This window comes from Pseudonocardia zijingensis (assembly GCF_042657305.1).
Taxonomy (GTDB): domain Bacteria; phylum Actinomycetota; class Actinomycetes; order Mycobacteriales; family Pseudonocardiaceae; genus Pseudonocardia; species Pseudonocardia zijingensis.
This window is the reverse complement of record NZ_JBHSKO010000001.1, coordinates 46311-72820: the sequence shown is the minus strand read 5'-3', so window position 1 is coordinate 72820 and position 26510 is coordinate 46311. Positions and strand designations below refer to the sequence as shown.

The following is a 26510-nucleotide window of genomic DNA, read 5'->3' as shown; positions in this document are numbered from 1 at the left end:
GTGGCGTTCCTGAACCTCCCCGGGGCCGGTTACGCGAGGGCCGCCCGCAGGCGGTCCTCCTCCACCTGCCAGAAGCCGTGCTCACGGCCGTCGACCTCGATCACGGGCACGCGGTCGCCGTACTCCGCGCGCAGCTCCGGGTCGGAGTCGACGTCGACGGTGGTCCAGCCGGCGCCCACGTCGGTGCAGATCCGCTCGACGTCCGCCACCGCGGCCGCGCACGCGCCGCAGTCGACGCGCGTGTAGACGGTGACGCGGGCGGCGGTCACGACCGCCCCGCCAGCTGACGGCGCGCCACCTTGCCGGTGGGGGTGCGCGGGAGCGCGTCGGTGAATTCGATCGTGGACGGCACCTTGAACCGGGCCAGCCGGTCCGTGCAGTGCGCCAGGACCTCCTCCTCCGTGAGCTGCACGCCCTCGGCCCGCACCAGCACGGCCTTGACGGCCTCGCCGGTCTTCTCGTCGGGCACGCCCACGACGGCGGCCTCGGCCACCCCCGGCAGCTCCGCGAGCACCGCCTCCACCTCCCGCGGGTAGACGTTGAAACCGTTGACGATCACGAGGTCCGACGAGCGGTCGACGAGGTGCAGGTCGCCGTCGTGGTCGAGGAAGCCGACGTCGGCGGTGCGGAACCAGCCCTCGGCGTCGGGACCGCCGTCGCCGTCGGGCCAGTAGCCGGAGAAGAGGTTGGGCCCGCGCACGGCGACCAGCCCGGTGTCGTGCGCCGGGTCGGAGACGTCCTCGTCGATGTCCTCGGGGTCGGGGGCGGCCGCCACCTCGATCGGCCTGCCGTCGGCGTCGACCAGCCGCAGCTCGACGCCGGGCAGGGCGCGGCCGACCGACCCGGGCTTCGGCGGGCCGCCGATCGGGTTCATCGTGAGCACCGGCCCGGCCTCGGTCAGCCCGTAGCCCTCGTAGATCGGCATTCCGGTGACCGTGCGGAACTCGTCGAGCCACTGCGGCGGCAGGGGCGCGCCGCCGGACGTGCACAGGCGCAGGCCGCCGGTGGCCGCGCGCAGCTCGTCGGGCGGGAGTTCGAGCAGCGCGCGGAACATCGACGGCACCCCGGCCATCCCGCTCACGCGCTCGCGCACGAGCACCTCGGCGACGTGCGCCGGGTCGAAGCGCTCGGTGAGCACGACGGTGGCGCCCGCCCAGCAGACCTGCAGGAGCCCGGCCGCGAGCCCGAAGACGTGGAACAGCGGGATGGACAGCAGGATCCGGTCCACCGGGAGCACGGGCGCGGGGCGCAGGGCGGCGGTCTGCTCGCGGTTGGCCAGCACCGCCCGGTGCGACAGCTGCACGCCGCGGGGGCGGCCCGTGGTGCCGGACGTGTAGATCAGGAGGGCGATGTCCTCGTCGCCGCCGACCGCCTCCACCGCGGGTGCCGCGGGGTCGGCGCGGAGGTCGGGCGGCGGCAGCAAGGCGGCCCCGCGCCCCGGACCGCAGCTGCGTGCCGCGTCGTCACCCTCCGCAGCAACGATCACGGTGGGCCCGCAGTCGTCGAGCACGATCTCCAGCTCCCGCACCACCCCGACCGGCCCGAGCGGCACGCAGACGGCGCCCGCGCGCATCGCGCCGAGCACCGACGCGCAGAACGCGGCGCCGTTGCCGAGCCGCACGAGCACCCGGTCGCCCACGCCTGCGCCCGCCTCCCGCAGGCGCGCGGCCTCGGCGTTGACGACGGCGTCGAAATCGGCCCACGTGAGCGAGATCCCGCTGGTCACGTCCACGATCGCGGTCTGGTCGGGGCTGCGGTGCGCGGCCCGCGCGACGAGGTCGGACACGTGGTGCGGCGTCCCGTCATGGGGGCTGCCGGGGGGACTGTCCACGGTTCTCCCAACGATCGGCGCTGCGCCGGATGGCCTCGACCGCGAGTCTGGCACGAACGGGGCGTCCCGGCGGCCACGACGGGCGCCTGCCGGTCGGCGCACGGAGGCCGCGACGACACGCGGGAACCGGTGACACTGACCGCGCGTAGTCGGCCGCTCACCGGATCCCGGGCGCTGCGAACGGTGGTGCGTGCTTCGCCACACCGGCCCGCCCGTATGCTCCGCCGCTAACACCTCAACGGCCGACTCACGAGATCGTCGCGAAGCTCACCCGAGGGAGTGGCATGCTGCCTGTCGTCGCCGGCGCACCGCGGGCTGACCCGACGGACGCCCGTGCGTTGTGCAGACGCTCGGCCCGACGTCCCGACCACCGACTCCGTCCCAGGGCCTGCCGGGAGCCATGACCCGTCCCGCGCGACAGCCTCGGCTGCTCCCCACCGAGACCACCCGATCCCCAGCGGGTGAAGAGGTACAGATGCCCCCCACCGCAGCTCCCCGCGTGGGTTCGGCCGGTCCGCCACCCCCAGCGACCACCACCCGGACTCCGCTTCCCCTCCCACGCCGCCACAGCCCCGGCGAGCACGCGCCCGCCGCCGACAACGCCGCCCGCCGCCCCGAGGCGGTGGACGCGGCGCAGCCCGAGGAGACGGGCGGCGCGTGGGCACTGGTCAAGGCCGCGCAGGAAGGCGACATGGTCGCTTTCGGCGACCTGTTCGACCGCTACTACGACGTGGTCTTCCGCTACGTGCTCTTCCGCACCGGCGACCGGAGCCTGGCCGAGGACCTCACCCAGGAGACGTTCGTCCGGGCGCTGCGCCGCATCTCCTCGGTCAGCTACCAGGGCCGCGACATCGGTGCGTGGTTCGTCACGATCGCGCGGAACCTGATCTTCGACCACGTCAAGTCCAGCCGGTACCGGCTGGAGCAGACGACGAACGAGATCATCGAGCTGTCGCCGAGCACGGGTGGCCCCGAGCAGGAGGTGCTCGACGGCGCCACGAACGACGAGCTGCTCCGTTGCGTCCGGAAACTCAACCCTGACCAGCAGGAATGCATCCAGCTCCGGTTCCTGCAAGGCCTGTCCGTGGCCGAAACGGCGGAGATCATGGACCGCAACGAGGGCGCCGTCAAGGCCCTGCAGCACCGAGCGGTCCGACGGCTCGCCCAGCTGCTTCCGGAGGGTCTCCGATGATCAGCAGCGATATCGCATCGACCGCCCGTCGCGTTACAGGTGCGACGAACGAACGACTCAATGCGGTGAACGGTCTTGGAGCCGTAACCCCCGGCCGTTCCGCTCGTTGTAGGGCTGACAGCCGCGCCGCGCACGCCCGCGGCACCGGTACTGACAGCGCGAGGACGCAGTGAGGACGGCCAACATGCCCGCCGGACAGGGCAAGGACGCAGAGCGGTTCGCCGCCGCCGTGGAGTCGGGGACACCCCTCGGCGCCGCGGGCGACGCCGATCTCGCGCGGGATCTCGAGATCGTGGCCATGTTGCGGTCCCGGGGTGAGGCGTACGCGCCGGACCCCGACGCGAAGGCGCGCGCCAGGCAACGCCTCATGGCCGTGCTCGCCGCCGAGCAGGCCGGCCCGCGCCAGCCGCGCCACGCCGCCGCGGAACCGCCCGCCGAGGCGGAGCTCACCGCGCCGCTCGGCAGGCCGGTCGAGCGCGCCGACGTGGACCCCACCGCCGAGACGGCCGTGATGCGGCCGGTGGCCGACGTCGACCCCGAGCCCGAGGAGTCGGGCACGCTGGTCGAGCCGATCCCGCTGCACGGCGACCGTCCGGGCCGCAAGGCCCGCCACACGCTCGGTGGGCGCGCGGCGCGGCGCTCCGGCCGGCGCGAGGGCGGGCGCGGGCTGCCCCGCCGGGTCGTGCTGGTCAGCTCGGCCGCCGCCGCCACGATGATCGCGCTCGCCGCCGGCAGCGTGCTCGCCAGCGGCAATTCGCTGCCCGGCGACACCCTCTACCCGGTCAAGCGCGTGGCCGAGTCCGCGGGCCTCGCGCTCACCTTCGACGAGGAGGGCCGCGCGCGGCGCCACCTGGAGATCGCCGCGACCCGGCTGTCCGAGGTGGAGCAGCTCGCACGCGAGGCCGAGACGCCGCCCGCGCCCGAGGTGTTCACCTCGGCGATGGACGACTTCGACTCCGCCACCAACGAGGGCTCGCAGCTGCTGCTGTCCGCCGCCCAGGCGGAGGAGGAGCGCACCGCGGCCGAGGACCTGCGCAAGTGGGCCTCCGAGCAGTCCGACCGGCTCGCCGAGCTGGAGCCGGCGCTGCCGGAGTCGGCCGACGCCGACACCTCCCGCGAGCTGCTCGAGCGGCTGCTCGGCCAGACCCAGCGGCTCGAGGCCGACGAGAAGTGCGAGCAGGGCGACTGCGCCTCCCGCCGCACGTCCGGGGAGAGCACCGCGGAATCGGAACCGGGCGAGGACTCCGACGAGGACACCACCACCACGCCCGACGGGGACTCGTCGAAGAGCAGCGAGACGGATCGGCCGTCGCGCACCCCGGACTCCAGCACCGATCGCGAGAACCCGCGGCTGCTGCCCGACCTCGTCCCGGACGCGAACAAGGACGACGAGAAGAGCAGCAAGTCGGCCGAGAAGGACGAGGACAGCGAGTCGTCGTCGGAGAAGGACTCGGACGACGAGAAGGGGGGCGGCAACGTCTCGGTGCCGCTGCCGCTGCTGCCCCCGGTCACGCTGCCGCCGTTGCTGCCCGGCATGCCCGGGATCACCATCGGCTGAGCCGGAACGCCACGAAGGCCGCCGCGGGGCGCACGTCTCCCGCGGCGGCCTTTGCGACGTGCGGGACGTCACGGTCAGCGAGGTCCTGGTCACCGAACCCGCCTCGTCCGTCCGCCCGGCGCCAGTAGGCTGGGGCGACGAAGACCCACGGAGGCCAGTAGGTGGTTGAACAAGATCCGCGCGAACCGCTGACCCCCACCGGCGACGGGGAGCTGAGCGGGGCCACCGAGACGCCGGGGGTGGTCGAATCGGCCACTTCCACCGACCCCGCGATCCGGGCGGGTGAGGCCGCCGCGGCCGCGGCGGTCGCCGCAGGCGACAGCGGCCCGGCCGACGTCCCCCTCACCGACCTCACCGCCGCCGCGTTCTTCGACGTCGACAACACGATGATGGTCGGCGCCTCGATCTTCCACTTCGCCCGCGGGCTCGCCGCGCGGAAGTTCTTCACCACGGCTGACCTCATCGGCTTCGCCTGGCAGCAGCTGAAGTTCCGCATCGGCGGCCGGGAGACCACGTACTCCACCACCACCGGCCGCGACACCGCCCTGTCGTTCGTGGCGGGCCGGCCGGTCGCGGAGATCACCGCGCTCGGCGAGGAGATCTACGACGAGCTCATGGCCGACCGCATCTGGGCGGGCACCCGCGCCCTCGCCCAGATGCACATGGACGCGGGGCAGCGCGTGTGGCTCGTCACCGCCACCCCCGTCGAGCTGGCCCTCATCATCGCGCGCAGGCTCGGGCTCACCGGGGCGCTCGGCACGGTGGCCGAGAGCGTCGACGGCCTCTACACCGGGCGGCTGGTCGGCGAGATCCTGCACGGGCCCGCCAAGGCCCACGCCGTCCGGGCGCTGGCCGCCACCGAAGGCCTCGACCTGCGCCGTTGCACGGCCTACTCCGATTCCGTCAACGACGTGCCGATGCTCTCCGCCGTCGGCACCGCGGTGGCCGTCAACCCCGACTCCGAGCTGCGCGACATCGCGAAGGAGCGGGGCTGGCAGGTCCGCGACTTCCGCACCGGCCGCAAGGCCGCCAGGATCGGCGTGCCCTCCGTGCTGGGCGCGGGCGCCATCGCCGGGGCCGTCGCGGCGGGCCTCGCCGCCCGCAAGCGCTGACCCGCCCGCGAGCGGGCCTCAGCCCAGGAACGTGCTCCTGCGCTGGCTCAGCAGGCGGTAGAGGGTGTGCTGGATGGTCTCGCGCACCTGGTCGGTGAGGTTGAACACCGTCATCGGGTCGTCGGCGTCGGCGGGGTCGATCTCGTCGGTGCGGATCGGCTCGCCGAACTCGATGTACCACTTCGACGGCAACGGCACGAGGCCCAACGGCCCGAGCGCGGGGAACAGCGGCGTGATCGGGAAGTACGGTGCCCCGAACAGCCGGGCGAGCGGCTTGATGTCGCCGATCTTCGGGTAGATCTCCTCGGCGCCGACGATCGCGCACGGGATGATCGGCACCCCGCAGCGCAGCGCGGCCGAGACGAATCCACCCCGCCCGAACCGCTGCAGCTTGTACCGGTCGCGGAAGGGCTTGCCGATGCCCTTGAACCCCTCCGGCCACACCCCCACGAGCTCGCCGGACGACATGAGCCGCACCGCGTCCGGCGTGCACGCCAGCGTGCTGCCCTGCTTGCGGGCCAGCGCACCCACCACGGGCAGCCGGAACATGAGGTCGGCCCCGAGCATCCGCAGGTGCCGCTGCGCGGGGTGGTCGTCGTGCAGCGCCACCGCGGTCATGAGCGAATCCAGCGGGAACGTGCCCGAGTGGTTCGCCACCACCAGTGCGCCGCCCACGTCCGGCACGTGGTCCATGCCGATCGTCTCCACCCGGAACCAGCTGCGGTACAGCGGCCGCAGCGCCGGGAGGATGACGTGCTCGGTGAGGTCGGCGTCGAAGCCGAACTCGTCGACGGGATAGTCGCCCTCCAGCCGCCTGCGCAGGAACGCGAGCAGGTCGGCCAGCGCCTCCTCCCACTCGGGCGCGGCGGCCTGCTCCTCGTCGGTGCCGAACGCTTCGTCGGCATCGTCCCGGCTGCGCAACGGGATCACCTGCGCTTCCGTGGTGCCGACCGGCTCCTCCTGGGCCCGAGGGGCGGCAGAGCTGTGCGTGGCGCGACGGCGTGGCGTCATCGCAGCGTCCTCATCCCTGTTCCTCGTTCCTGGTCACGCGCGTTCCTGGTCATCCACGTTCCTGGCGCCCGCCGCGAGGTCACCGCAGCACCCTCGCGGCGGCGAGCACTCCCCGTTCCAGCGTTTCGAACCGCTCCGGGTCCACCACGGGACGCAGCGCGCGCCCGCGAACGTAGTCGTCGAAGGCCTGCACGGTGGTCCAGCGCGGGGTGAACCCGAACTGCCTGCGCAGCCTGCTGTTGTCCACGACCCGGCCGAAGTTGAGCAGCCGCATCTGCTCCGGGGAGAAGTCGACGAGCCCCGCGCTGCGGAACAGCCTGCTCACCGTGCCCACTGCCGGGCTCGGCACGGGGATCGGGACGCGGCCGGCCCGGCGGATGGCCTGGGACAGCATCAGCACGCCGTCGGCGGCGACGTTGAAGACACCCGGGAGGTCCTCGCTCGCCGCCTTCTCCAGGACCGCCAGCCCGTCCTCCTCGTGCAGCAGCTGCACGCGCGCGTCGTAGCCGAGCACGATCGGGACAGCGGGCAGCGCGAAGTACCGGGTGAACACGGTGTCGATGCGCGGGCCGATGAAGTTCGAGAACCGCAGCGTGGTGACCGAGACGTCGGGCCGCCTGCGGGCGAAACCGCGCAGGTAGCCCTCGATCTCCACCGCGTCCTTGGCGTACCCGCCCGACGGCAGGTCCTTCGGCGTCATGGTCTCGTCGAAGAGCGCGGGGTCGCGCGGGCTGGCGCCGTACACCGCGGTGGTGGACTTGAGCACCATGCGCCGCACCGACGGCGCCTTCTGGCAGGCCGCGAGCAGCTGCATCGTGCCGATGACGTTCATCTCCTTCATCGCCAGCCGTCCCCCGGACGAACCCGGGTTGGCAGAGAGCGATGCGTGGACGACGGTGTCGACCGACGCGGTGGAGATGACCTTCGAAATCAGCGGGTTGCGGATGTCGGCGCGGACGAACTCCGCGCGCCCCATCCGGCGGAGGAGGTCTCGCGGGGGCGGGACGGTGTCCACGCCGAGCACGCGGTCGATGTCCGGGTTCTGCGCGAGACGAGCGGCGAGGTGTCCACCGAGGAAGCGGCTGACCCCGGTGACGAGCACGACGGATGGCGGCACGGGCCTACCCCAGGAACGCGGACGGATGCGGTGGGTGACCGATGGTAGACCGACCGGCCGGGCAGCGCGCCTACGACGTCTAGGGAGTGAGCGGACGCACCGCAGGTAAACGCCATCCCGGGCGCGCGCCGTGCCGCGCCCGGGATGCGGGGGTCACTTGCCGAGCTTACGCCGCTGCACGCGGGTCCGGCGGAGGAGCTTGCGGTGCTTCTTCTTCGACATCCGCTTGCGGCGCTTCTTGATGACGGAGCCCATGCGTGGCGGCCCTTCCTGTCGGGACGCGGCCCGGTGCGGGCCACTGGTCGTGCGGTGGAGGTGCAGCCGGCCGGGCGCGACGCGACGGGGCGTGCGCGGCCGGGCGATGACCGGTGGCCCACTCTACCGGGGGTTTCTCGGGCCGGGAGCGCCCCCCGGGGGTTCGGCGGCGCGGTGGAGGCGATGGGCCTCGGCTCAGCCCGCGTCGAAGTAGGCGCTGCGCAGGTAGTCCTCCACCGCGTTCTTCGGCACCCGGAACGAGCGCCCGACGCGCGCCGCGGGCAGCTCCCCGCCGTGCACGAGCCGGTACACGGTCATCTTCGACACCCGCATCATGGCCGCGACCTCGGCGACCGTCAGGAACTGCACCTGCGAGAGGTGAATCTCCGAAGGCTCGGACGGCATCCGATCACCGCTTTCGTGGTCGCACCGGCCGCCCCGTGGTCGGTAGGCCGGGACGCCGCCGATGTTCCGGATGAGCTTAGCGGTGCGGGTGTGACGTCATCGAGGGGAGTGCTGCGCAGGAGAGTGGCGCAACGCGGCGCGTCCGGGTGATTCTGCTGCCCTGATCGGGTCAGCGGGCCGCCTTCCCCAACTCCACCGACCGATCCCGGGCCGCTTCGATGGCCGCGATCAGGGCCGCCCGCACCCCGTGGCGCTCGAGTTCCCGGATGGCGGCGATCGTCGTGCCCGCGGGCGAGGTGACCGCCTCCCGCAGGAGCACCGGGTGGTCGCTGGACTCGCGCAGCATCCTCGCGGCCCCGAACGCCGACTGCACGATGAGGTCCGCGGCCACCGTGCGGGGCAGGCCGAGCAGTATCCCCGCATCGATCATCGCCTCGACGAGGAAGAAGAAGTAGGCGGGCCCGGACCCGGACAGCGCCGTGACCGCGTCCTGCTGCGACTCCGGCACCCGGACCACCCGCCCCACCGAGGCGAGCATCTTCTCCACCGCGGTGAGGTGCTCGTCGGTGGCGTGCGTGCCCGGCGAGATCGCGCTCATCGCCTCCCCCACGAGCATGGGGGTGTTCGGCATCACCCGGATGACGGGCGTGCCCTCCGGGAGGGCGCCCTCGAACAGGGCCGTGGGCAGCCCGGCGCAGAGCGACACCACCAGGGTGCCGGGGCGCAGCACGGGAGCGAGCTCGGTGAGAACCGGTGAGATGTCCTGCGGCTTGACGGCGAACACCACGACGTCCGCACGCTCGGCCGCGGTGGCAACGTCGACGGCCTCGACGCCGAGCCGGGCGGAGAGCTCGGCGGCCCGCTCCGGGTGCCGCTCGGTGAACAGCAGGTCGTCGGCGGACCGGCCGCCGGCGAGCAGCCCCGCCAGCAGCGCCTCACCGATCTTCCCCGCCCCGAGCACAGCGATCCGTGTCATGGCTGAGAACGGTAGTCGCCCGCTCAGCCCTCGAGCGGGGACAGGGCCAGTTGACGGGCCTGGCAGACGAGCCGGCCCGCCGCGTCGACGACGGTGATGTCCTCGTCGAACCAGTCGCCCGCCACCGCGACCGACCGCGCCTCGATCCGCAACCACCCCGGGTCCGGCCGCCCGCGCAGCAGGGCCGTGAGCTGCACCGTGGGCGCCCAGCCGATCCGCCCGCCGAGGTTGAACACGGTGGGCGCCAGGATGTCGCCCGAGAGCAGGGCGAACAGGACGTCGGTGGGTTCCCCGGCGGGGCGGGCCCAGCCGCGCAGGAGCGGCGGGCCCTGCTCCCCGCGCGCGAAGGCGAACGTCGCCGGGTCGTAGCGCAACTCGCAGGCACCGGCCACGCCGTTCGCGACGCCCCGCTCCCGGGGGTCCACCGCGTCGGGCGGGGGCGCGGCGGCCATGTCGGGCAGGTCGCTCCACCGCACCCCGTCGTCGGGCAGCCGCCCCGCCGTGACACTGGCGGCGAGCACGAGCCGACCGGCCTGGCGCATCCGCACCGACACCACCGAGACCGTCCGGCCCTGCTTGAGCACCTCGGTGTCCAGCTCCACGGGGCCCGGGTCGGGAGCGCGGAGGTAGTCGGCGGACACGGCGAGCGGGTCGGGCGCCGCGCCGGGGGCGTCGGCCTCGATGCGGGCGAGCCCTGCGCGGGCCAGCAGCACCATCAACAGGCCGCCGTGCGCCTTGGGGCCGATGGTGAAGCGGGTGCCCAGCTCGGCGCCGTAGCGGCCCCCGCCGAACGCGGTCAGGCCGATCGCATCGCGGAACGGCGTGTCGGCATCGGTGCTCGTGGCGATCGGACGCACCACACAGGCGTATCACCCGGCGCGCCGCCACGCGCCCCGATGTGATCTGCGTCTATCGCGCGGGGACCGGCGCGGGGCGCGCCGTGGGCTGCAGGTGGAGGCGGGCGAACAGCAGCGACTCGGCGAGCAGCGCCGCGCGCTCCGGCCGGGTGCGGCAGCGCCGCGTGCTGACCTCGACGACGACCACGCCCGGGAAACCGGACGCGGTGAGGCGCTCGCACACCTCGGCGCACGGCTGGCCACCGCGCCCCGGCACGAGGTGCTCGTCGCGCGGAGCGCCGCTGCCGTCGGCGAGGTGGACGTGGGTGAGCGCCGATCCCATCCGGTCGAGCAGGGCGAGCGCGTCGATCCCGGAGGCCGCGGTGTGCGAGAGGTCGAGCGTGTAGTGGTCGTGCCCGACCGCCGTGGGGTCGAAGCCCGGGCTGTACGGCACGGTGCGCACCCCGGACCGCATGATCGGGAACATGTTCTCGACGGCGAGCGCCACGCCGTCGTGCTCGCCCGCCCGGGCCACCTCGTCGGCGAACTGCGCGGCGTAGCGGCGCTGCCACCGGAACGGCGGGTGCAGCACGACCGTGCGGCAGTCGAGCTCGGCCGCGGCCGCCACCGAGCGCCGGATCCGGCCGATCGGGTCGGCGGTCCACACCCGCTGCGTGACGGCCAGGCAGGGGGCGTGCACAGCCAGGACGGGCACTCCGTAGCGCTCCGCGAGCCGCGCGACCCCGCTGACGTCCTGGCTGATCGGGTCGATCCAGACCATCAGCTCGACGCCGTCGTACCCGAGCTCGGCGGCGAGCTCGAAGGCCACCCGGGCCGACTCGGGGTAGACCGAGGCGGTGGAGAGCGCGACCGGCGGCGCCGGTGACTGCCCGGGCGACATCGGGGTCATCTCCCGAGCAACACGAGGATGGCCGGGGAGACGGTGAGCAGCAGGCCGACCAGCACCGCGAACAGCGTGGTGCGCAGGTCGCTGCTCCGCAGCAGCGCACGGACCACCACGACGAGGCCGACGGTGACGAGCACCGCCGCCGCCAGCGCCACGACCGGCAGGTCGCGCCACAGGAAGCGGAAGCCGACCCACAGCGCGGCACCACCGATGGCGCCCGCGATCCACTGCGCGATCACGGCCGCCCAGGCCGGGCCGCCGCTCGCCTCCTCCTTGGCCTCCGTCTGGGCGGACCGCCGCCGCGGCGGGGCGTCGTCCTCGGCGCCGCCCGCGGCGAAGATCCCGGTGGGTTCCTCACCGACGCCGGGCCGGTCGAGCCCGGCCGGGTAGTCGGCGCGGTAGTAGTCGTCGTCCTCGTCGTCCTCGTCGTCGAAGGCCATCGGCGCCGACGCCTGCGTGGGCGGGCCGCCGTCGTCACCGCGACGTCGCGCGTCGGTGCGGTTGCGGTGCCACGCCTCCGCGCCAGCGGGCGGGGCCCCGACCATCGTGGACGGGCCGTCGTCCGGCTCCATGTCGTCGTCCGGCTCGGGCGGGCGCCGCCTGCCCTGGACGCGGTTGCGGTGCCAGTCCTCCGCACCGACCGGCGCCGCGCCGACCATCGTGGACGGGCCGGCGTCCTCGTCGAGCTCGTCGGGCTCCGGCTCCGGGTGCCTGCGCTGCTGCTGGATCCGGCTGGTGGCTGCGGGGTCGACCGGCCGCGCGCCCCGGACGTGCGGCATCTGCTCGGTGGGGATCTCGGGCGGGACGCCCTGCGCGGCGGCGGGCGGGGCCGCCCGGCCCGGCGCGACGTCCGGCACCGGCGCGTCCCAGGACCGCGGCGAGCGGGTGCGGGGCTCGGGCCCGCGCGGGTCGCGGCCGTCGAGGTCGGGCTCGGGCTCCGCGCCGCGCGGGCCCCACGCCGCGGGTGCCCCGCGTTCGCGCGACCGGCGGGGCGGCGGCGGCTCCTCGGGCGCGCCCCACGGCGGGGCCGCGGCCTCCCGCGCCTCCCAGGGCGCCTCGCGCTCCTCGGCGGCCCGCCGGGCACGCCGGGGCGGCACCTCCCGCGGCGGCTCGGGGTCGGCGTAGCGCGCATCGGGCTCCGGCTCCGCGTAGCGCGGGTCGGGCTCGGCGTAACGGGGTTCTGGCTCGGCGTAGCGGGGTTCGCGCGCCGGGGCGGCGTACTGCTCGGGCGCCTGGCGGGCCTCGTACGCCGGGGCCTCCCGCTGCCGGCCCCCGTCCCACGAGCCCTGGTCCTCCCACTGGCCGCCGTCCCAGCGCTCGGACGCCCAGTCGTCGGCGCCCGGCTCGTCGGCGCCCCACGGATCGGCCGCCCGCCGCTCGGGCGCCCTCCGTTCGGGTGCGTGCTGCTCGGGTGCGCGCTGATCGGCACCCCATCCGGGCTCACCGCCCGCCCGGCGCCTGCCTCCGGGCTCGCGCGCGACCGGCGGCGGAGGAGCCGGGTCCGGTGCGGCCCTGCGCGGCTCCCTCGGCGGCGCCTGCTGCCACTCCGACGGGTCGGCGGCCGGGGCGCCGTAGGCCCCCTCGTCCGGCTCGTCGGCGTCCCTGCGGCGCCTACGACGACCGCCGGACACGTTGCCGTCGCCGTGTGCGGCGAGCAGCTCGGCGACTGTGCGCTGGCGGGGGTGGTCGGTCTCGGAGCTCATCCAGTACACCGTGCCTCGTACGTCGTCAAGCGTCCAAGCCGTTCGGGCGCGTCCTGCGCTGAGCGGTCGATCTGGGCCGTCCCATCGAGCGTGTCGAGCCTTCTCAGGATGACTCCTTCCCGGTGACCACCACGATGTCCGTCCACCCTGCGGGGGTGAACGGCGTGGGAACCGACGTCGAGCACACCGAGATGCACGGCCCCAGGCTACTGGGCCGACGTGACGCTCTCGTGACCTAGCCGGTGCCGATCCGGCGGAAACGCGCCCCCACCTGCATCGATACCGAAGTTGTCCACATCCCACACACTTGTCCACAACCCCCACCGCGATCCCCCCACCCGGCCGCCCCGTCTGGGACGATCAGCGCATGGCCGAGGACGACGAGATCGAACGCCGCGTGCGCAAGCTCGCCGTGGAGCACGCCGAGACGCGGTGGCTCGCCCTCCGCCTCGACGACGACGTCAAGGAGTTCCGCCAGGACCTGCGCACGATGCGCACCGAGAACAACGCCCGCTTCGACGCGATCGACCGCGAGCTCGACCACCACGGCCGGGTTCTCGAGGAGCACAGCCGGGTTCTCGAGGAGCACAGCCGAGTTCTCGAGCACCACGGCAGCCTGCTCGAGCGCAACGGGGTGGAGCTGCAGGAGCACACCGGCCGGTTCGACTCGGTCGAGGCCCAGCTCCGCACGCTCACGCAGATGGTGGGCCAGGTGCTGGAACGGCTCCCCGGGGAGCGCTGATCCCGGGGGCCTACGACTCGAACTTGTAGCCCAGGCCGCGCACGGTCACGAGGTGGCGGGGAGCCGAGGGATCGGCCTCCACCTTCGAGCGCAGGCGCTTGACGTGCACGTCGAGGGTCTTGGTGTCGCCCACGTAGTCGGCGCCCCACACGCGGTCGATCAGCTGCCCGCGGGTGAGCACGCGCCCGACGTTGCGCAGCAGGTACTCCAGCAGGTCGAACTCCTTGAGCGGCAGCGCGACGTCGGCGCCGTTCACGGACACGACGTGCCGTTCGACGTCCATGCGCACCGGGCCGGCCTCGAGCACGCCGGGCTGCCCGTCGGTCTCGGCACCGACCTCGCCGCCGCGGCGCAGCACCGCGCGCACGCGGGCGATCAGCTCGCGGGCCGAGTAGGGCTTCGTCACGTAGTCGTCGGCGCCCAGCTCGAGCCCGACCACCTTGTCGATCTCACTGTCGCGCGCCGTCACCATGATCACCGGGACGGCGGAGCGGGTGCGGAGCGCCTTGCAGACGTCGGTGCCGCTCATGCCGGGGAGCATGAGGTCGAGCAGCACGATGTCGGCGCCGTTGCGGTCGAACTCGTCCAGCGCGTCCTGCCCGGTGGTGGCGACGGCCGTGGTGAACCCCTCTTTGCGCAGCAGGAACGCCAGCGGGTCGGCGAAGGACTCCTCGTCCTCGACGATGAGCACCCTTGTCATGGATCTCCTCATCTCACCCGACGCGGTCGGGTACGTCGACGGGCCGGCTCGAGGCGCCGCCCCGCTCGGGGTCGGACTCTGCGGCAGGGGCGGGTTCAATGGGCGCCGCGCCCGGTTCGACGTGCACGGGGAGCCGCATCGTGAACGTCGACCCGGTGCCCGGGCTGCTCCACAGCCGCACCTCGCCGCCGTGGTTGGCGAGCACGTGCTTGACGATCGCCAGGCCCAGGCCGGTGCCACCGGTGGCGCGGGAGCGGGCCGGGTCGACGCGGAAGAAGCGCTCGAACACCCGCTTCTGGTGCTCGGGCGCGATGCCGATGCCGCGGTCGGTCACGGCGACCTCCACCCAGTCGCCGCACCGCCTGCGCGACACCGAGACCGCCGAGTCGGCGGGCGAGTACGCGATCGCGTTCTCCACCAGGTTGGACAGGGCGGTGACCAGAAGCGTGAGGTCGCCGTCGACCTCGAGCCCGGTGGGCCGGTCGACGATGATCTCGATGCCCGCCGACTCCGCCGACAGCCGCGACCGGGCAAGGGCCTCCTGCACGACCTCGTCGACGTCCACCACCTGCAGCTCCGGCAGCCGCTCCGCGCCCGTGAGGCGGGACAGCGCGATCAGCTCGGTGACGAGGTTGCCCAGCCGGGTGGCCTCGTTGAGGATCTTCGTGCCGAACCGGCGGACCTCGGCCGGGTCGTCGGCGGCGTCGAGCACCGCCTCGGCGAGCAGGCCCACGGCGCCCACCGGTGTCTTCAGCTCGTGGCTGACGTTCGCCACGAAGTCGCGCCGGGTGGCCTCCAGCCGCACCGCCTCGGACGTGTCGGCTGCCTCCACCATGCTGTAGCCGTCGCCGAGCGGGCGCACGTGGGCCAGCACGGCCGCGGGTTGACGCCCGCGGTGGTCGAGCGGCGAGAGATCGACGTCCACGGTGGTGCCCGAGCGCAGCACCTGCTGGCTCGCGGTGGCGGCGCGCGCGTCGGGCAGCCCGCCGCTCACCACCCCGAGTTCGGCGGCGCGCGGGTTGTGCAGCACCACGTCGCCGCCGCTGTCGAGCACGGCGAGGCCCTCGTCGGTGGCCCGGAAGACCCGCTGCAACAGGTCGGCCACCGGCGGTCCGGGCGCCGGCTCGGCGGGCTCCGGCTCGGGCGCCTCGCGCCGGCGCCCCCAGCGGAGCCCGATCATGAGGCCGAGCACGAGCGCGCCGGCCACGAGCGCCACGCAGAACAGCGCGTCCACGAGCGCATCGTAGGCAGGCCGACCACCGATCCGGCCAGCTCGATAGGCCGGTCGTGACGCTCCTGACGTCGAGGAACGGGTGAATTCCTCGGCCGTTCACCCCGCGTTCACCCGAGAGGGTGCCCGCGGTCGCGAAGCGGCGTCAGCGCCCCTGCGCCGCCACGGCCGCGGCCGCGGCGACGGCAGCCTCCGGGTCGAGGTACTCGCCGCCGGCCACAGTGGGCCGCAGGTCCTCGTCCAGCTCGTAGCGCAGCGGGATGCCGGTGGGGATGTTCAGCCCCACGATGTCCTCGTCGGAGATCCGGTCGAGGTGCTTCACCAGTGCGCGCAGCGAGTTGCCGTGCGCGGCGAGCAGCACCGTCTTCCCGGCACGCAGGTCGGGCACGATCGCCGACTCCCAGTACGGCAGGAACCGCGCGACGACGTCGGCGAGGCACTCGGTGCGCGGCACCTCACCCGGCGCGTACCGCGGGTCGCCCTCCTGGTCGTACTCGGACCCGGGCTCGATCGGCGGCGGCGGCACGTCGTACGAGCGGCGCCACTCCATGAACTGCGCCTCGCCGAACTCCTCCAGCGTCTGCTTCTTGTTCTTGCCCTGCAACGCCCCGTAGTGCCGCTCGTTGAGCCGCCAGTCGCGCCGCACGGGGATCCAGTGCCGGTCGCAGGCGTCGAGCGCGATGTTCGCGGTGGAGATGGCGCGGCGCAGCACCGACGTGTGCACCACGTCCGGCAGGATGCCCGCCTCGCCCATCAGGTCGCCCCCGCGCCGGGCCTCCTGCTCGCCGGTCTCGGACAGCGGCACGTCCACCCACCCGGTGAACAGGTTCTCCGCGTTCCACACGCTCTGCCCGTGCCGCAGCAGCACCAGTGTTCCCATGGCCGCAACTCTGCCAGGCATGCCGGTGCCGTCAGATGGCCACCGCCAGGCTGCGCAGTGACGTCTCGTACACCGGTCCGTACGGGTCCCACGTGTCGGCGAGCGCGGTGCCGGTGACAACCACGGTTTCGGTGGTGCCGTGCAGCGCCACGAGCTGGAGGTTGCGCAGCACGAGACCGCTGCGCGGATCGCGGTAGGTGCCGCCGAGCATGTGCGCGGGCGAGCCGTCGGGCAGTGTGACGGGCTCGTCGGCGGTGGGCCGGTAGTCGGCGAGGGAGCGGACCTCCTGCCGCGCCCCCGTCACGATCCCGGGCAGGGCGCCACGCGCGGGCACGACCACCACGTTGACGCTCGCGCGGAACCGGCCGGAGGGCGACTCGGACACCTGCGGGTCGACGAAGACCACCGCGGTGCTCTCGACGCCGCTGGTGTCCACGGTCCAGCCGGGTGGGGGCACCAGGTCGAAGCGGCCGAGGGCGTCGCGGAACACGGGGCCCGGGGGCCGGGTGGACGGGGCCGGGCGGGCGATCCCGGCCGGGTCGGCGGCCGGAGCGCCGGGAACGGCCACCGTGCAACCGGCCACGATCGCCGCGCCGGCCAGCGCGGCCGCGATACCCGCCACCCGGATGCCCATGCCGCCTCCTCCGCGAGGCCTCCGCGGGGCCTGCGCGGTCAGCCTGGCAGCATGCCGCGCGCGTCGCCGTCGGCGACACCCAGTCCGCTGAGGACCGCCCGCGTGATCTCGTGCAGCTGCTGGACCTGCTCGGGGGTCAGCCGGTCGAACAGGTGCCTGCGGACCGCGCAGACGTGGCCGGGCGCCGCGGCCGCGAGCGCGGCGTAGCCCTCCTCGGTGAGCTGCGCGAACGTGCTGCGCCGGTCGATGCTGCACGGCGTGCGCCGCACCCACCCCCTGCTCTCCAGGCGGGCGACGGCGTGCGAGAGCCGGCTCTGCGAGCTCTGGGTGATGGCGGCCAGTGCGCTCATGCGCAGGCTGCGGCCCGGGGCGTCGGAGAGCATGGCCAGGATCTGGTAGTAGGCCAGCGGCATCCCGGCGTCGCGCTGCAATTGGCGGTCGAGCGCCCCGTCCAGGAGGCTGGTGGCGGCGACGTAGGAGAGCCACGTCTCCAGCTCGTCGGGCTCCAGCCACCTGGTCTCGTCACCGCTCACGGTTCCAGGATAACCCGGATAACTTGAACATTCATGAGTCCGCGCTTACTATGAAGTTGAGCTCTCAATCACTGGAGGGGCCATGCCGGTCCAACGACTCAACCACGCTGTCCTGTACGTGCGCGACATCGACCGCAGCGTCGCGTTCTACACCGAGGCGATGGGCTTCCGGGTCGTCCACTCGATGCCAGGCCGCGGGGCGTTCCTGCAGGCCGCGGGCTCCACGAACGACCACGACCTCGCGCTCTTCGCGATCGGCTCCGACGCGGGTGACTCGGAGGCGGGCCGGTCGACGGTGGGCCTGTACCACCTCGCCTGGGAGGTCGACACGCTCGCCGAGCTGCGCCGCCTCGCCGGCGTCCTGCGCGAGCACGGCGCGCTCGTCGGCGCGTCCGACCACGGCACCACGAAGGCGCTGTACGCGCACGACCCCGACGGCCTCGAGTTCGAGGTGTGCTGGCTCGTGCCCGCCGACCGGATCGAGCCCGAAGCGGAGATGAAGACCGCCCCGCTCGACCTGGACGCGGCCATCGCCGAGTACGGCGAGCAGACCCGCGGCGGCGTGGGCGTGTCCGTCTGAGCGCTCCTGGACGAGCAGGTCCGAAATCGATCAGTGGTCGAGATCGGTGAGTCCACGGGCCGGCGGCCGCGGACGACCTCCTGATGGCGATCAACGAGGACTCCCCAGCCCATGATCGGTGAACCGGCGCGTTTCCCGACGGAACGCGGGAACGCGTCGGGTTTCGCGCCGACACGACGATCATGCTCCCGGGCGGGCGTCCCATGCCGCGTGTGATCAGCGCGAGCCGCACACCGCGGATGTCACAGCCGCCGTGAGGTCCTGCTCGGGCGGGTTGGTCGAACCGGGAAGCACATCCCAGCGGGCACGGCGACAGCCTCGTGCTGCCCGAGCCCCCGAGGACCGGACGCCGCTCCGTGCTGACCGACGATCGGGTGGGGAATCGCTCGTCTAAGGCGCGATGTCCATCTGGTAGCCCTCGCGGGCGGAGAAGCGCGCCGTGATGCTGAAGCGGTCGGCGCGCACCAGCGTGTGGCGCCACTCCACCGGCTGGTCGCCCGCGCAGCCCAGCCGGTCGATGGCGAACGCGGCCACCCCGTCGGGCACGGCCAGCAGCTCCCGCTCGGCCGGGCCGGGCACCAGGGCACGCACGTGCTCGCTGCCTCCGGTGACGCGCACACCGCAGCGGGTCTCGTACACCGTGTAGAGCGCGGTGCGCCCGAAGTCGACGTCGAGCAGCGGGGCCGCCAGCCGCTCCGGCAGCCACACGCGGTCGACGGCGATCGGCGCCCCGTCGGCGAGGCGCAGCCGCTCCAGGTGCACCAGCGGCGTGGACTCCTCCAGACCGAGCCGGGCCGCCACCACGCCGTCGGCCCGCACGTCGAGCGTGCGGACCACGCTGCGCTGGACCTGGCCGGCGGCCTCGACCGCCGAGAACAGGCTGAAGATCTCCCCGAGCGGCTGCTCGATCTCGGCGGGCTCCGCGCGGCGCGGCGTGCGCCCGCGGCCCGCGATCACCAGGCCCTCCTCGCGGAGACGGCGCACCGCCTCTCGCACGGTGTGCCTGCTGACGCCGTACTCGGCGACGAGGGCCAGCTCGCCGGGGAAGCTCGCGGCGAACTCGTCCTGGTCGAGCCGCCTGCGCAGGTCGGCGAGCAGCTGGGCCCAGAGCGGCTCGACGGCGAGGCGGTCGAGAACGGTGGCGGTCATCGGTGGAGCACTCCCGAGCGGTCCGGAACGGCGGTGGGCGCGAAGGCCCGCCGCGGGCCGCGGGGTGAACGCGGCGTCAGCGGGCCGTGCGGCGGCGACACCGGCGGTCGTCGACGGAGAGCTGGTCGGCCCCGATGAGGCACACGCAGAACGCGAAGCGCTGCGAGGAGAGCCTCGGGACCATGCGATCAGTGCACCAGAGCCGCCCGGCACGGGCAACCCGGTGTGGCGCACACCCCGCCGGCCGCGCTACCCGGTGACGGCGCGGGGCCGGTCGCCGAGGATCTCCCGGATCTCCGCGGTGTCCTCGTCGGGGTACCGGTCGAGCGTGGCCGCGAGGTCGACGAGCTCGGCGTGGCTGGTGTACCCGCTCAACTCGGCCACGAGGCGGTCGTCCCGATCCAACGCGCCGGCGAGCGCGCGCACCGTGACCGAGAACGAGATCCGCGCCGACACGTGCACGTGCTCCGATCGGAACGACGCACGGGACGCCACGCTGAACCGGGCCATGCCCCCACTGTGCGCCCGGTCACACCCCGACACAAGCGGTAGGGTGACCCGGTGATCGCCGGAAGGGTGAGGTGGCGCGGCCCGGCCGCATGACGGCCCTGCCCATCGGATGCGGAGCCGTCTCCGGACGGTTGCTCGGTCCACCGACCGGAGGCCGCTCCCGGAAACCGGGATCCCTCCAGTGCACGAGAACCCACCTGCTGTCTCCTGGCGCGAAGGCGGCGTCGCGCGGCGAGCCCGCTGGCTCACCGCGAACGATCGCCGTCCGCCCACGCACATCCTGGTCGTCACCGATGGCCTGACCGCCGACGACGCCTGCCGGCTCGCCGCCGGAGGCACCGGCCTGCTGTGGCGCGGTGACTTCCCCAACGCCCGCGCGCTGCTCGCCGCGATGGCGCGCCGCATCGACCGCTCCGCCGCCCGGCGCCGCCCGCTGCCGCCCGCCGCCGAGTTCCACCGGCAGCGCCGGCACCGCGCCCACCGCGCCCGGCTGCTGGGCGCCGTGCTCGTCGAGCTGGGCCCGGGCCACGTCCTCGGCCTGCGCCGGGCCCCGGACGTGGCCGCCGCCTGCCACGAGGTCTACGGCCCCTCCGCCACCCCGGCGGTGCTGGCGCTGCGCGAGCTGATCGGCGTGCTGAGCGCGCACGAGTGGCGCCGGACGGGCATCCCGATCCCGGCGCTCGGCGCTCGTATCCACCCGCACCACGGCGTCTTCGCGCCCACGCGCACCGACTACGTCGCGCTGGTCGCGCAGGCGCCGCTCGGCCCGGTGCGCAGGGCGTTCGACATCGGCACAGGCACCGGCGTGCTGGCCGCCGTCCTGCTCCACCGCGGCGTCCCCGCCGTCGTGGCCACCGACGTGGAGCCGTGCGCGGTGGCCTGCGCCCGCGAGAACCTGCAGCGCCTCGGGTTCGCCGACCGGTCCACCGTGCTGCGGCGCAACCTGTTCCCACCCGGGCGCGCGGACCTCGTGGTGTGCAACCCGCCCTGGATGCCGGGCACCCCGGCGTCGCCGCTCGAGGCGGGCATCTACGACCGGCGGGGCGCGACGCTGGCCGCGTTCGTCCGCGGGCTGCCCGACCACCTCACCGGCCGAGGCGAGGCGTGGCTCGTGGTGTCGGACCTGCCGGAGCTGCTCGGGCTGCGCGACCCCGGCGCGCTGCCCGCGCTGGTCGCGGAGGCGGGGCTGGCGGTCCGGGAACGGCTCACGGCGCCGCCGAGCACCCGCCCGCAGCCCACCGACGACGCGCTCGCCCGGCTGCGGAGCCGCGAGACGATCGCGCTGTGGCGCCTCGGCCGGGCCGAACCGTCGGTGCCCGCTGGTACCACGGCACCATGTCGCAGAACACCCCGTCGGAGCACACCGACGTCGCGCGGGAACCCGAGGACCTGAGCCGGCTGTTCCTGCGCCGCGTCAACGCGGGCGACGTCGACGGCCTGGTGGCGCTGTACGAGTCCGACGCCGTGCTGGCCACACCCGACGGCGGCGAGGTGCGCGGCGAGGCCGGGATCCGCGCGTTCTACGCGGCCCTCGTCGCCTCGGCACCGCGGTTCGCGCCCGGCGAGCAGCACCCCGCCCTGCGGGTCGGGGATCTCGCGCTCACCTCCACCCGGCTGCCGGGCGGCGCCGGCGCAACGGCGGAGGTCGCACGGCAGCAGCCCGACGGCACTTGGCGCTGGATATTGGATCGGCCCAACGTCCTCTGATCGCTAGCCTGCCGGGCGTGCCGGAGCCCTTCGTCACCCGCGCCGACCTGCGGGCCGACCTCGAACGGCTCGGGCTGCGCCCGGGCGACCACGTGATGGCGCACGGTGCGCTGAGCAAGGTGGGCCGGCTGCTCAACGGGCCGGACGCGGTCATCGGCGCGCTCCTCGACGCGGTGTCCCCCGGCGGCACCGTCCTCGCCTACACCGACTGGGACGCCCGCTACGACGAACTGCTCGACGCCCACGGCCGCGTGCCCGACCGGTGGCGGCCGCACATCCCCCCGTTCGACGCCCGCGCGTCGCGGGCGATCCGCGACAACGGCGCGCTGCCCGAGTTCCTGCGCACCACACCGGGGGCCTTGCGCAGCGGCAACCCCGGCGCGTCGGTGGCCGCGCTCGGCGCACGGGCCGGGTGGTTCACCGCCGACCACCCGCTGGACTACGGCTACGGCGCCGGCTCCCCGCTGGCCAAGCTGGTGGAGGCGGGCGGCAAGGCCGTGCTGATCGGCGCACCGCTGGACACGATCACCCTCCTGCACCACGCCGAGCACCTCGCCGACCTGCGGGGCAAGCGCGTGATCCGCTACGAGGTGCCCTTCGCCACCGATCACGGCGTCGAGTGGCGCAGCCTGGAGGAGTTCGACACGGGCGACCCCGTCGTCGACGGGTTCGCCGACGACTACTTCGCCGAGATCGTCACCGACTTCCTCGCCACCGGGGAGGGCGCCCGCGGCCACGTCGGGAAGGCCGACAGCGTGCTCGTCGACGCGCGGGCGGTGTGCGCCTTCGCGGTGGCGTGGATGGAGCGGCGTCAGTCGCCGGTGAGCCGCCCGTAGCCCGGGCCGAGGACGTTGCCGACGAGCCTGATCCCCGACGTGCCGTCGGTCTGCTGGATCGCCTTGCGGCCGCTGCCCGCGAAGTGGTTGCCCTGGATGACCGTGTTGTGGACGTCGCGCAGCGCGATGGTCTGGTTCGCGTGGCAGGCGAAGTAGTTGCCCGCCACCACCCAGTTCGCGGTGACGCCCGCGCCGCCACCACCGCCGTCGGTCGAACCCGGCCCCTCCACCATCAGGCACTGCCGGAAGTCGGCGTCGTCGCAGTGGTTCCCCTGGATCACCACACCGGAGCTGGCGCCCGTCTCCGAACCGGCCCACGTCTGCATGCAGTCCAGGTGCGAGTCGCGCTTGGGGCCCTTGAGGATGTTCGTGAACGTGTTGCGCAGGATCCAGGTGCCGTCGCCGAAGAACCGCAGCCCGTCGATGTCGTCGCCGTCGTGGTACACCTGCGAGATCCGGTTGTCCTGCACGACGTTGCCGGTGCCCTTCACCCAGACGCAATGCGATGCGCAGTTGGTGAAGTTGAAGTTCTGCACGGTGACGTGGTCGGCGTTCACGGTGATCCCGACCGACGAGAACCCGCGCCCGTCGACGACCAGGTTCGGCGTGGTGACCTCGATCCGGGTCGTCGAGTCGGCGGTCATGCACACGACGTTCGGGGCCGAGCAGTTCACCGGGGGCGTCGGCGGCTCGGCCACGGCGGTGGCGGCCCACGACGACGGCAGGAGCAGGCCCACCGCCGTCAGCACGGCGATCACGGCCGCCTGCCACCCGTGGCGCGGCTCGTCAGCCATCCCCTCACCCCTGGCAGCGTCGCGACCGAGTCCCTGCCAGGAAGTCTGCCACCTGCACGCGCCGGCGCTCGCGACGTGTACCCGATATCGCGATACCGTGGGCGATATCGCCACCCCTCCGGATCAGGGAGCCGCCGTGACCACTGCCGACCCGAGCCCCACTGATGAGACGAGCCCGGCCCAGCTCCTGCTCGACGCCGTCGACGCGCTCCCTGCCCGCGACCGCAACCGCGTCCTGCTCTGGCTGCTCGACCCCGCGTCGGCCGGGCCGCGGGCGGGCCGCACCCTGAACAGCTACTCGCAGGCCCTGCTCGCCCGGGTGCCCGAGCTCAGCCCCACCGCGAGCGAGCACATCCACGAACGCTGGTCCGCGCCCCGCACCGAGGACACCGGCGACGAGCGGATGCACGTCGTGCCGATCCGGCTGGGCGGCAGCCAGTACCGCAGGCTGCGCAGCTGGTGCACCCAGCACAACTTCTCCATGGCCACCGTCGTGCGGGGGCTCGTCGACCAGTTCCTCGACCGGCAGGACCCGCAGCCGCGAGTGCCGGAACACGTGGGGAACTGATCCACTAGCGTGATCGTCCGTGGCGCACGGACGCGCGATGGACCTGGCCAGGGCCGAACGAGGCGATCTGGCCGACCTGCTCGCCACGCTCACACCCGCCCAGTGGGAAGCGCCGTCGTTGTGCGCCGGGTGGCGGGTCCGCGACGTCGTGGCCCACGTGTTCAGCTACGACGAACTCGGCCCGGCCGCGCTCGTCGGCCGGTTCCTGCGCGGCGGCATCCTGCTGAGGCGGGTCAACGCCGTCGGCGTCGCGGCCCACACCGAGCACAGCACCGAGGACCTGCTGGCACTGGCGCGCAGGCACCAGCAGCCACGGGGCCTCACCACCGCGTTCGGCGGGAAGGTCGCGCTCACCGACGCCACAATCCACCACCAGGACATCCGCCGCCCGCTGGGTCTGCCGCGCGACATCCCGCCCGATCGCCTGCACGTCGTCCTGGACTTCGCCCTCACGGCGCCACCCCTCGGCGCCGCGAAACGGATTCGGGGACTGACGCTCGTCGCCACGGACCTCGACTGGACCGCAGGCACGGGCCCGGTCGTCGAAGGCCCGGCGGAGGCGCTCCTCATGGCCCTCGCCGGGCGCCCCGGGGTGGTGGGCGAGCTGACCGGCGACGGTCAGCCGACCCTGGCCGGACGCATCGGGAGCTGATCGCCCCGGAGGGCTCATGATCATCGATCTGGCGCATTCCCGACGCGGGGTGTCGGAAAACGCGCCGGGCCGACGATCATGCCTCGCGGGCGGCCGGTCAGACCACGGAGCCGGCCGGCCCCGCCACCACCGTGACGCCTGCCGACGCGAAATTGGCCAGGTCGGCCCTCGTCGCCTGACCCTCCGGTCCCCCCGTGCCCACCTGGTAGGCCTCCTCGGACTCGTACTCCATCACCGCCACCAGGTGGTACGGGGGCGGGCTGCCGTCCGGGCCCGCCCCCGGCCTCGTCACCGTGTAGCGCTGCAGGCCGGGGATCGTGGCGGCCAGCGGCGCGTGGACCCCGTCGTAGTGCTCGTCGAACCGGGCGGGATCCTCAGGGTGGTTGTAGAGCACGGTGACCTGGAACACGAGTCCTCCTCGTCGTCGGGGCCGATCAGGAGCGTCAGGCCCGCTGCGCCTCCCGGGCGCGCAGGTCCTTGCGCAGGATCTTGCCCGACGCCGACTTCGGGATCTGGTCGATGAACTCGACCACCCGCACCTTCTTGTGCGGGGCGATCCGCTCGGCGACGAACGTCATCACGTCCTCGGCCGTGAGGTCCGGCGCGCTCTCCTGGCGCACGACGAACGCCTTCGGCACCTCCTCGCCCTCCGCGTCGCGCACGCCGATGACCGCGGCGTCGGCGATCCCGTCGTGGGTCAGCAGCAACGCCTCGAGCTCGGCGGGCGGCACCTGGTAGCCCTTGTACTTGATCAGCTCCTTGACGCGGTCGACGATCGTGAACACGCCGTCCTCGGTGACGGTGGCGACGTCGCCGGTGTGCAGGTAGCCCTCGTCGTCGAGCGTGATCGCGGTGGCCTCGGGGTTGTTGAGGTAACCGGACATCACGTTCGGCCCCTTGACCCACAGCTCGCCGCGCTCCCCGGGGCCGACCTCCTGGCCGGTCTCCGGGTCGACGAGCGTGCAGACCACGTTGGGGATGGCGAACCCGCAGCTGTTGAGGTCCAGGTCGGGGCGGTCGTCCGGCATGCAGTGGCTCACCGGGGAGAGCTCGGTCATGCCGTAGCCCTGCAGCACCGTGCACCCGAGCCGCTTGGCGACCGCGTGGCCGAGCTCGGCGTCGAGCGGCGCGGCGCCGGAGAAGATCACGTCGATGCAGGACAGGTCGTACTGGTCGACGATCGGGTGCTTGGCCAGCGCCACCGCGACCGGAGGCGCGATGTACACCCGCCCCACCCGGTACTCGGAGATGACCCGGAGGAACTCCTGCAGGTCGAAGCGGGGCATCGTGACCACGGTGGACCGCTTGTGCAGGCCCTGGTTCATCATCACGGTCATGCCGTAGATGTGGAAGAACGGCAGCACCGCGAGGATCTTGGTGTCGTCGCCGACCTCACCCATCGCCGAGATCTGCTGCAGGTTCGCCACGAGGTTGCGGTGTGTGAGGATCACGCCCTTTGCCCGGCCGGTGGTGCCGGAGGAGTAGGGCAGCACCGCGGTGTCAGCGCCCGTCACCGTCTGGGCGGGCGGCTGCGCGGTGGTGGCGAGCAGGTCGCCCAGGCTCTCGTGGCCGTCCGCCCCGTCCAGCACGATGACGGACTCGGGCGGAATACCCACCTCCGCGATCGCCGCGCCGACGCGGTCGAGGAACGGCGACACCGTGAACACCAGCTTCGCGCCGGAGTCGCCGAGCTGGTGGGCGAGCTCCGTGGGCGTGTAGAGCGAGTTGACGCTGGTGACGATCGCGTTGGCGCGCAGGATCCCGTGGAACACGGCCACGTAGTGCGGGGAGTTCGGCGCGAAGAGCGCCACGACGTCGCCCGCGCCGACGCCCCGTTCCGCCAGGGCCGCGGCGATCTTGCCGACCATGGCTTCCAGCTCGCCGAAGGTGATCGTCGCGCCCGACGAGCCGTCGATCAACGCGGCCGCGTCCGCCTTGTCGCCGAACCCGGTGAAGAGGAAGTCGTAGAGCGATTCGTCGGGGATCTCGACATCCGGATAGGGACTGCGGATGGGCATGTGCCTCGCTCCTTTGCGGGTGACGGTAGCGGGACTCTACCCACGAGTAGATCGGAATGGTCCAGACCGGATG

The 26510-nt window shown here is 73.6% G+C and carries 30 protein-coding genes; 10 read left to right on the top strand and 20 right to left on the bottom strand.

The genetic code is table 11. The annotated features are described in order from the left end of the window. Positions 1-29: 29 nt before the first annotated feature. A complete protein-coding gene (locus tag ACFPL3_RS00390; protein WP_343946084.1) occupies positions 30-269 on the bottom strand; it encodes a glutaredoxin family protein in 240 nt (79 codons plus the stop codon). Continuing rightward, entirely contained in the window at positions 266-1831 is a 1566-nt protein-coding gene (locus tag ACFPL3_RS00385) for an AMP-binding protein (protein WP_343946086.1), read from the bottom strand. The genes ACFPL3_RS00390 and ACFPL3_RS00385 overlap by 4 nt, the downstream gene beginning before the upstream one ends. Before the next feature lie 475 nt (positions 1832-2306). Here ACFPL3_RS00385 and ACFPL3_RS00380 point away from each other — a divergent pair, with 475 nt between their 5' ends. From ACFPL3_RS00380 to ACFPL3_RS00370, 3 genes are all read left to right on the top strand, one after another. After that, a complete protein-coding gene (locus ACFPL3_RS00380; RefSeq protein WP_343946087.1) occupies positions 2307-3023 on the top strand; it encodes a sigma-70 family RNA polymerase sigma factor in 717 nt (238 codons plus the stop codon). A gap of 184 nt (positions 3024-3207) precedes the next feature. After that, on the top strand, positions 3208-4581 hold the full coding sequence (locus tag ACFPL3_RS00375; RefSeq protein WP_379588335.1) for a DUF5667 domain-containing protein: 1374 nt from the start codon (positions 3208-3210) through the stop codon (positions 4579-4581). Between the two features lie 239 nt (positions 4582-4820). Then, on the top strand, positions 4821-5693 hold the full coding sequence (locus ACFPL3_RS00370) for an HAD family hydrolase (protein WP_343946484.1): 873 nt from the start codon (positions 4821-4823) through the stop codon (positions 5691-5693). 18 nt (positions 5694-5711) lie between these two features. On the opposite strand, the gene ACFPL3_RS00365 is transcribed toward ACFPL3_RS00370, so the two are convergent. The 8 genes from ACFPL3_RS00365 to ACFPL3_RS00330 all read right to left on the bottom strand — a co-directional run bounded on the left by ACFPL3_RS00365 (position 5712) and on the right by ACFPL3_RS00330 (position 12903). Then, entirely contained in the window at positions 5712-6704 is a 993-nt protein-coding gene (locus ACFPL3_RS00365) for a lysophospholipid acyltransferase family protein (RefSeq protein WP_343946482.1), read from the bottom strand. 79 nt (positions 6705-6783) lie between these two features. Further along, entirely contained in the window at positions 6784-7821 is a 1038-nt protein-coding gene (locus ACFPL3_RS00360) for an NAD-dependent epimerase/dehydratase family protein (RefSeq protein ID WP_343946481.1), read from the bottom strand. Between the two features lie 153 nt (positions 7822-7974). Beyond that, a complete protein-coding gene (locus ACFPL3_RS00355) occupies positions 7975-8076 on the bottom strand; it encodes a 30S ribosomal protein bS22 (protein WP_003402602.1) in 102 nt (33 codons plus the stop codon). Positions 8077-8271: 195 nt separating this feature from the next. Further along, a complete protein-coding gene (locus ACFPL3_RS00350; protein WP_343946480.1) occupies positions 8272-8481 on the bottom strand; it encodes a helix-turn-helix domain-containing protein in 210 nt (69 codons plus the stop codon). Between the two features lie 169 nt (positions 8482-8650). Beyond that, positions 8651-9457, bottom strand: a complete 807-nt coding sequence (proC, locus tag ACFPL3_RS00345; RefSeq protein WP_343946479.1) for a pyrroline-5-carboxylate reductase — start codon at positions 9455-9457, stop codon at positions 8651-8653. Positions 9458-9480: 23 nt separating this feature from the next. After that, a complete protein-coding gene (locus tag ACFPL3_RS00340; RefSeq protein WP_343946478.1) occupies positions 9481-10314 on the bottom strand; it encodes a thioesterase family protein in 834 nt (277 codons plus the stop codon). 52 nt (positions 10315-10366) lie between these two features. Continuing rightward, positions 10367-11203, bottom strand: a complete 837-nt coding sequence (locus ACFPL3_RS00335; RefSeq protein WP_379588334.1) for a sugar phosphate isomerase/epimerase family protein — start codon at positions 11201-11203, stop codon at positions 10367-10369. Next, positions 11200-12903, bottom strand: a complete 1704-nt coding sequence (locus tag ACFPL3_RS00330; RefSeq protein ID WP_379588333.1) for a hypothetical protein — start codon at positions 12901-12903, stop codon at positions 11200-11202. The genes ACFPL3_RS00335 and ACFPL3_RS00330 overlap by 4 nt, the downstream gene beginning before the upstream one ends. A 367-nt stretch (positions 12904-13270) precedes the next feature. On the opposite strand from ACFPL3_RS00330, the gene ACFPL3_RS00325 reads away from it, so the two are divergent. Beyond that, positions 13271-13645, top strand: a complete 375-nt coding sequence (locus tag ACFPL3_RS00325) for a hypothetical protein (protein WP_343941554.1) — start codon at positions 13271-13273, stop codon at positions 13643-13645. Positions 13646-13655: 10 nt separating this feature from the next. Here the strand turns inward: ACFPL3_RS00325 and ACFPL3_RS00320 are convergent, their stop codons facing one another. The 5 genes from ACFPL3_RS00320 to ACFPL3_RS00300 form a co-directional block, all read right to left on the bottom strand. Then, positions 13656-14345 (bottom strand): response regulator transcription factor, encoded by a 690-nt coding sequence (locus ACFPL3_RS00320; RefSeq protein WP_343941553.1) that lies wholly within the window; start codon positions 14343-14345, stop codon positions 13656-13658. Positions 14346-14358: 13 nt separating this feature from the next. Next, a complete protein-coding gene (locus ACFPL3_RS00315; RefSeq protein WP_379588332.1) occupies positions 14359-15579 on the bottom strand; it encodes a sensor histidine kinase in 1221 nt (406 codons plus the stop codon). A 142-nt stretch (positions 15580-15721) separates the two neighbouring features. After that, entirely contained in the window at positions 15722-16456 is a 735-nt protein-coding gene (locus ACFPL3_RS00310) for a phosphoglyceromutase (protein WP_343941552.1), read from the bottom strand. Between the two features lie 31 nt (positions 16457-16487). After that, on the bottom strand, positions 16488-17090 hold the full coding sequence (locus ACFPL3_RS00305; RefSeq protein WP_343941551.1) for a hypothetical protein: 603 nt from the start codon (positions 17088-17090) through the stop codon (positions 16488-16490). Between the two features lie 38 nt (positions 17091-17128). Continuing rightward, a complete protein-coding gene (locus tag ACFPL3_RS00300) occupies positions 17129-17623 on the bottom strand; it encodes a MarR family winged helix-turn-helix transcriptional regulator (RefSeq protein WP_343941550.1) in 495 nt (164 codons plus the stop codon). 82 nt (positions 17624-17705) lie between these two features. On the opposite strand from ACFPL3_RS00300, the gene ACFPL3_RS00295 reads away from it, so the two are divergent. Next, on the top strand, positions 17706-18203 hold the full coding sequence (locus ACFPL3_RS00295; RefSeq protein WP_343941549.1) for a VOC family protein: 498 nt from the start codon (positions 17706-17708) through the stop codon (positions 18201-18203). 390 nt (positions 18204-18593) lie between these two features. On the opposite strand, the gene ACFPL3_RS00290 is transcribed toward ACFPL3_RS00295, so the two are convergent. Then, positions 18594-19352 carry a GntR family transcriptional regulator gene (locus ACFPL3_RS00290; protein WP_343941548.1) on the bottom strand — a complete coding sequence of 253 codons (759 nt, stop codon included), beginning with the start codon at positions 19350-19352 and terminating at the stop codon, positions 18594-18596. Positions 19353-19601: 249 nt separating this feature from the next. Then, positions 19602-19862, bottom strand: a complete 261-nt coding sequence (locus ACFPL3_RS00285) for a hypothetical protein (protein ID WP_343941547.1) — start codon at positions 19860-19862, stop codon at positions 19602-19604. 181 nt (positions 19863-20043) lie between these two features. Here ACFPL3_RS00285 and ACFPL3_RS00280 point away from each other — a divergent pair, with 181 nt between their 5' ends. The 3 genes from ACFPL3_RS00280 to aac(3) are packed head-to-tail and all read left to right on the top strand — an operon-like array spanning position 20044 to position 22405. Next, the gene (locus ACFPL3_RS00280; protein ID WP_379588331.1) at positions 20044-21255 is read left to right on the top strand and encodes a methyltransferase; all 1212 of its coding nucleotides are present in this window, start codon (positions 20044-20046) and stop codon (positions 21253-21255) included. Continuing rightward, positions 21198-21569 (top strand): YybH family protein, encoded by a 372-nt coding sequence (locus tag ACFPL3_RS00275; RefSeq protein ID WP_343939525.1) that lies wholly within the window; start codon positions 21198-21200, stop codon positions 21567-21569. The genes ACFPL3_RS00280 and ACFPL3_RS00275 overlap by 58 nt, the downstream gene beginning before the upstream one ends. 17 nt (positions 21570-21586) lie before the next feature. Further along, a complete protein-coding gene (gene aac(3) / locus ACFPL3_RS00270; protein WP_343939523.1) occupies positions 21587-22405 on the top strand; it encodes an aminoglycoside 3-N-acetyltransferase in 819 nt (272 codons plus the stop codon). Here the strand turns inward: aac(3) and ACFPL3_RS00265 are convergent. Beyond that, positions 22381-23199 carry a right-handed parallel beta-helix repeat-containing protein gene (locus ACFPL3_RS00265; protein ID WP_343939521.1) on the bottom strand — a complete coding sequence of 273 codons (819 nt, stop codon included), beginning with the start codon at positions 23197-23199 and terminating at the stop codon, positions 22381-22383. The two genes, aac(3) and ACFPL3_RS00265, sit on opposite strands and share 25 nt — an antisense overlap. 136 nt (positions 23200-23335) lie before the next feature. On the opposite strand from ACFPL3_RS00265, the gene ACFPL3_RS00260 reads away from it, so the two are divergent. Together ACFPL3_RS00260 and ACFPL3_RS00255 are read left to right on the top strand one after the other, a co-directional pair. Further along, complete coding sequence (locus ACFPL3_RS00260) at positions 23336-23767, top strand: hypothetical protein (RefSeq protein ID WP_343939519.1); 432 nt, start codon at positions 23336-23338, stop codon at positions 23765-23767. Between the two features lie 37 nt (positions 23768-23804). Beyond that, positions 23805-24419 (top strand): maleylpyruvate isomerase family mycothiol-dependent enzyme, encoded by a 615-nt coding sequence (locus ACFPL3_RS00255; protein ID WP_343939532.1) that lies wholly within the window; start codon positions 23805-23807, stop codon positions 24417-24419. A 97-nt stretch (positions 24420-24516) separates the two neighbouring features. Here the strand turns inward: ACFPL3_RS00255 and ACFPL3_RS00250 are convergent, their stop codons facing one another. Both ACFPL3_RS00250 and ACFPL3_RS00245 read right to left on the bottom strand, forming a co-directional pair. Then, positions 24517-24828 carry an EthD family reductase gene (locus tag ACFPL3_RS00250; RefSeq protein WP_343939517.1) on the bottom strand — a complete coding sequence of 104 codons (312 nt, stop codon included), beginning with the start codon at positions 24826-24828 and terminating at the stop codon, positions 24517-24519. A gap of 34 nt (positions 24829-24862) precedes the next feature. Beyond that, complete coding sequence (locus ACFPL3_RS00245; protein ID WP_343939515.1) at positions 24863-26437, bottom strand: AMP-binding protein; 1575 nt, start codon at positions 26435-26437, stop codon at positions 24863-24865. Positions 26438-26510: the final 73 nt, after the last annotated feature.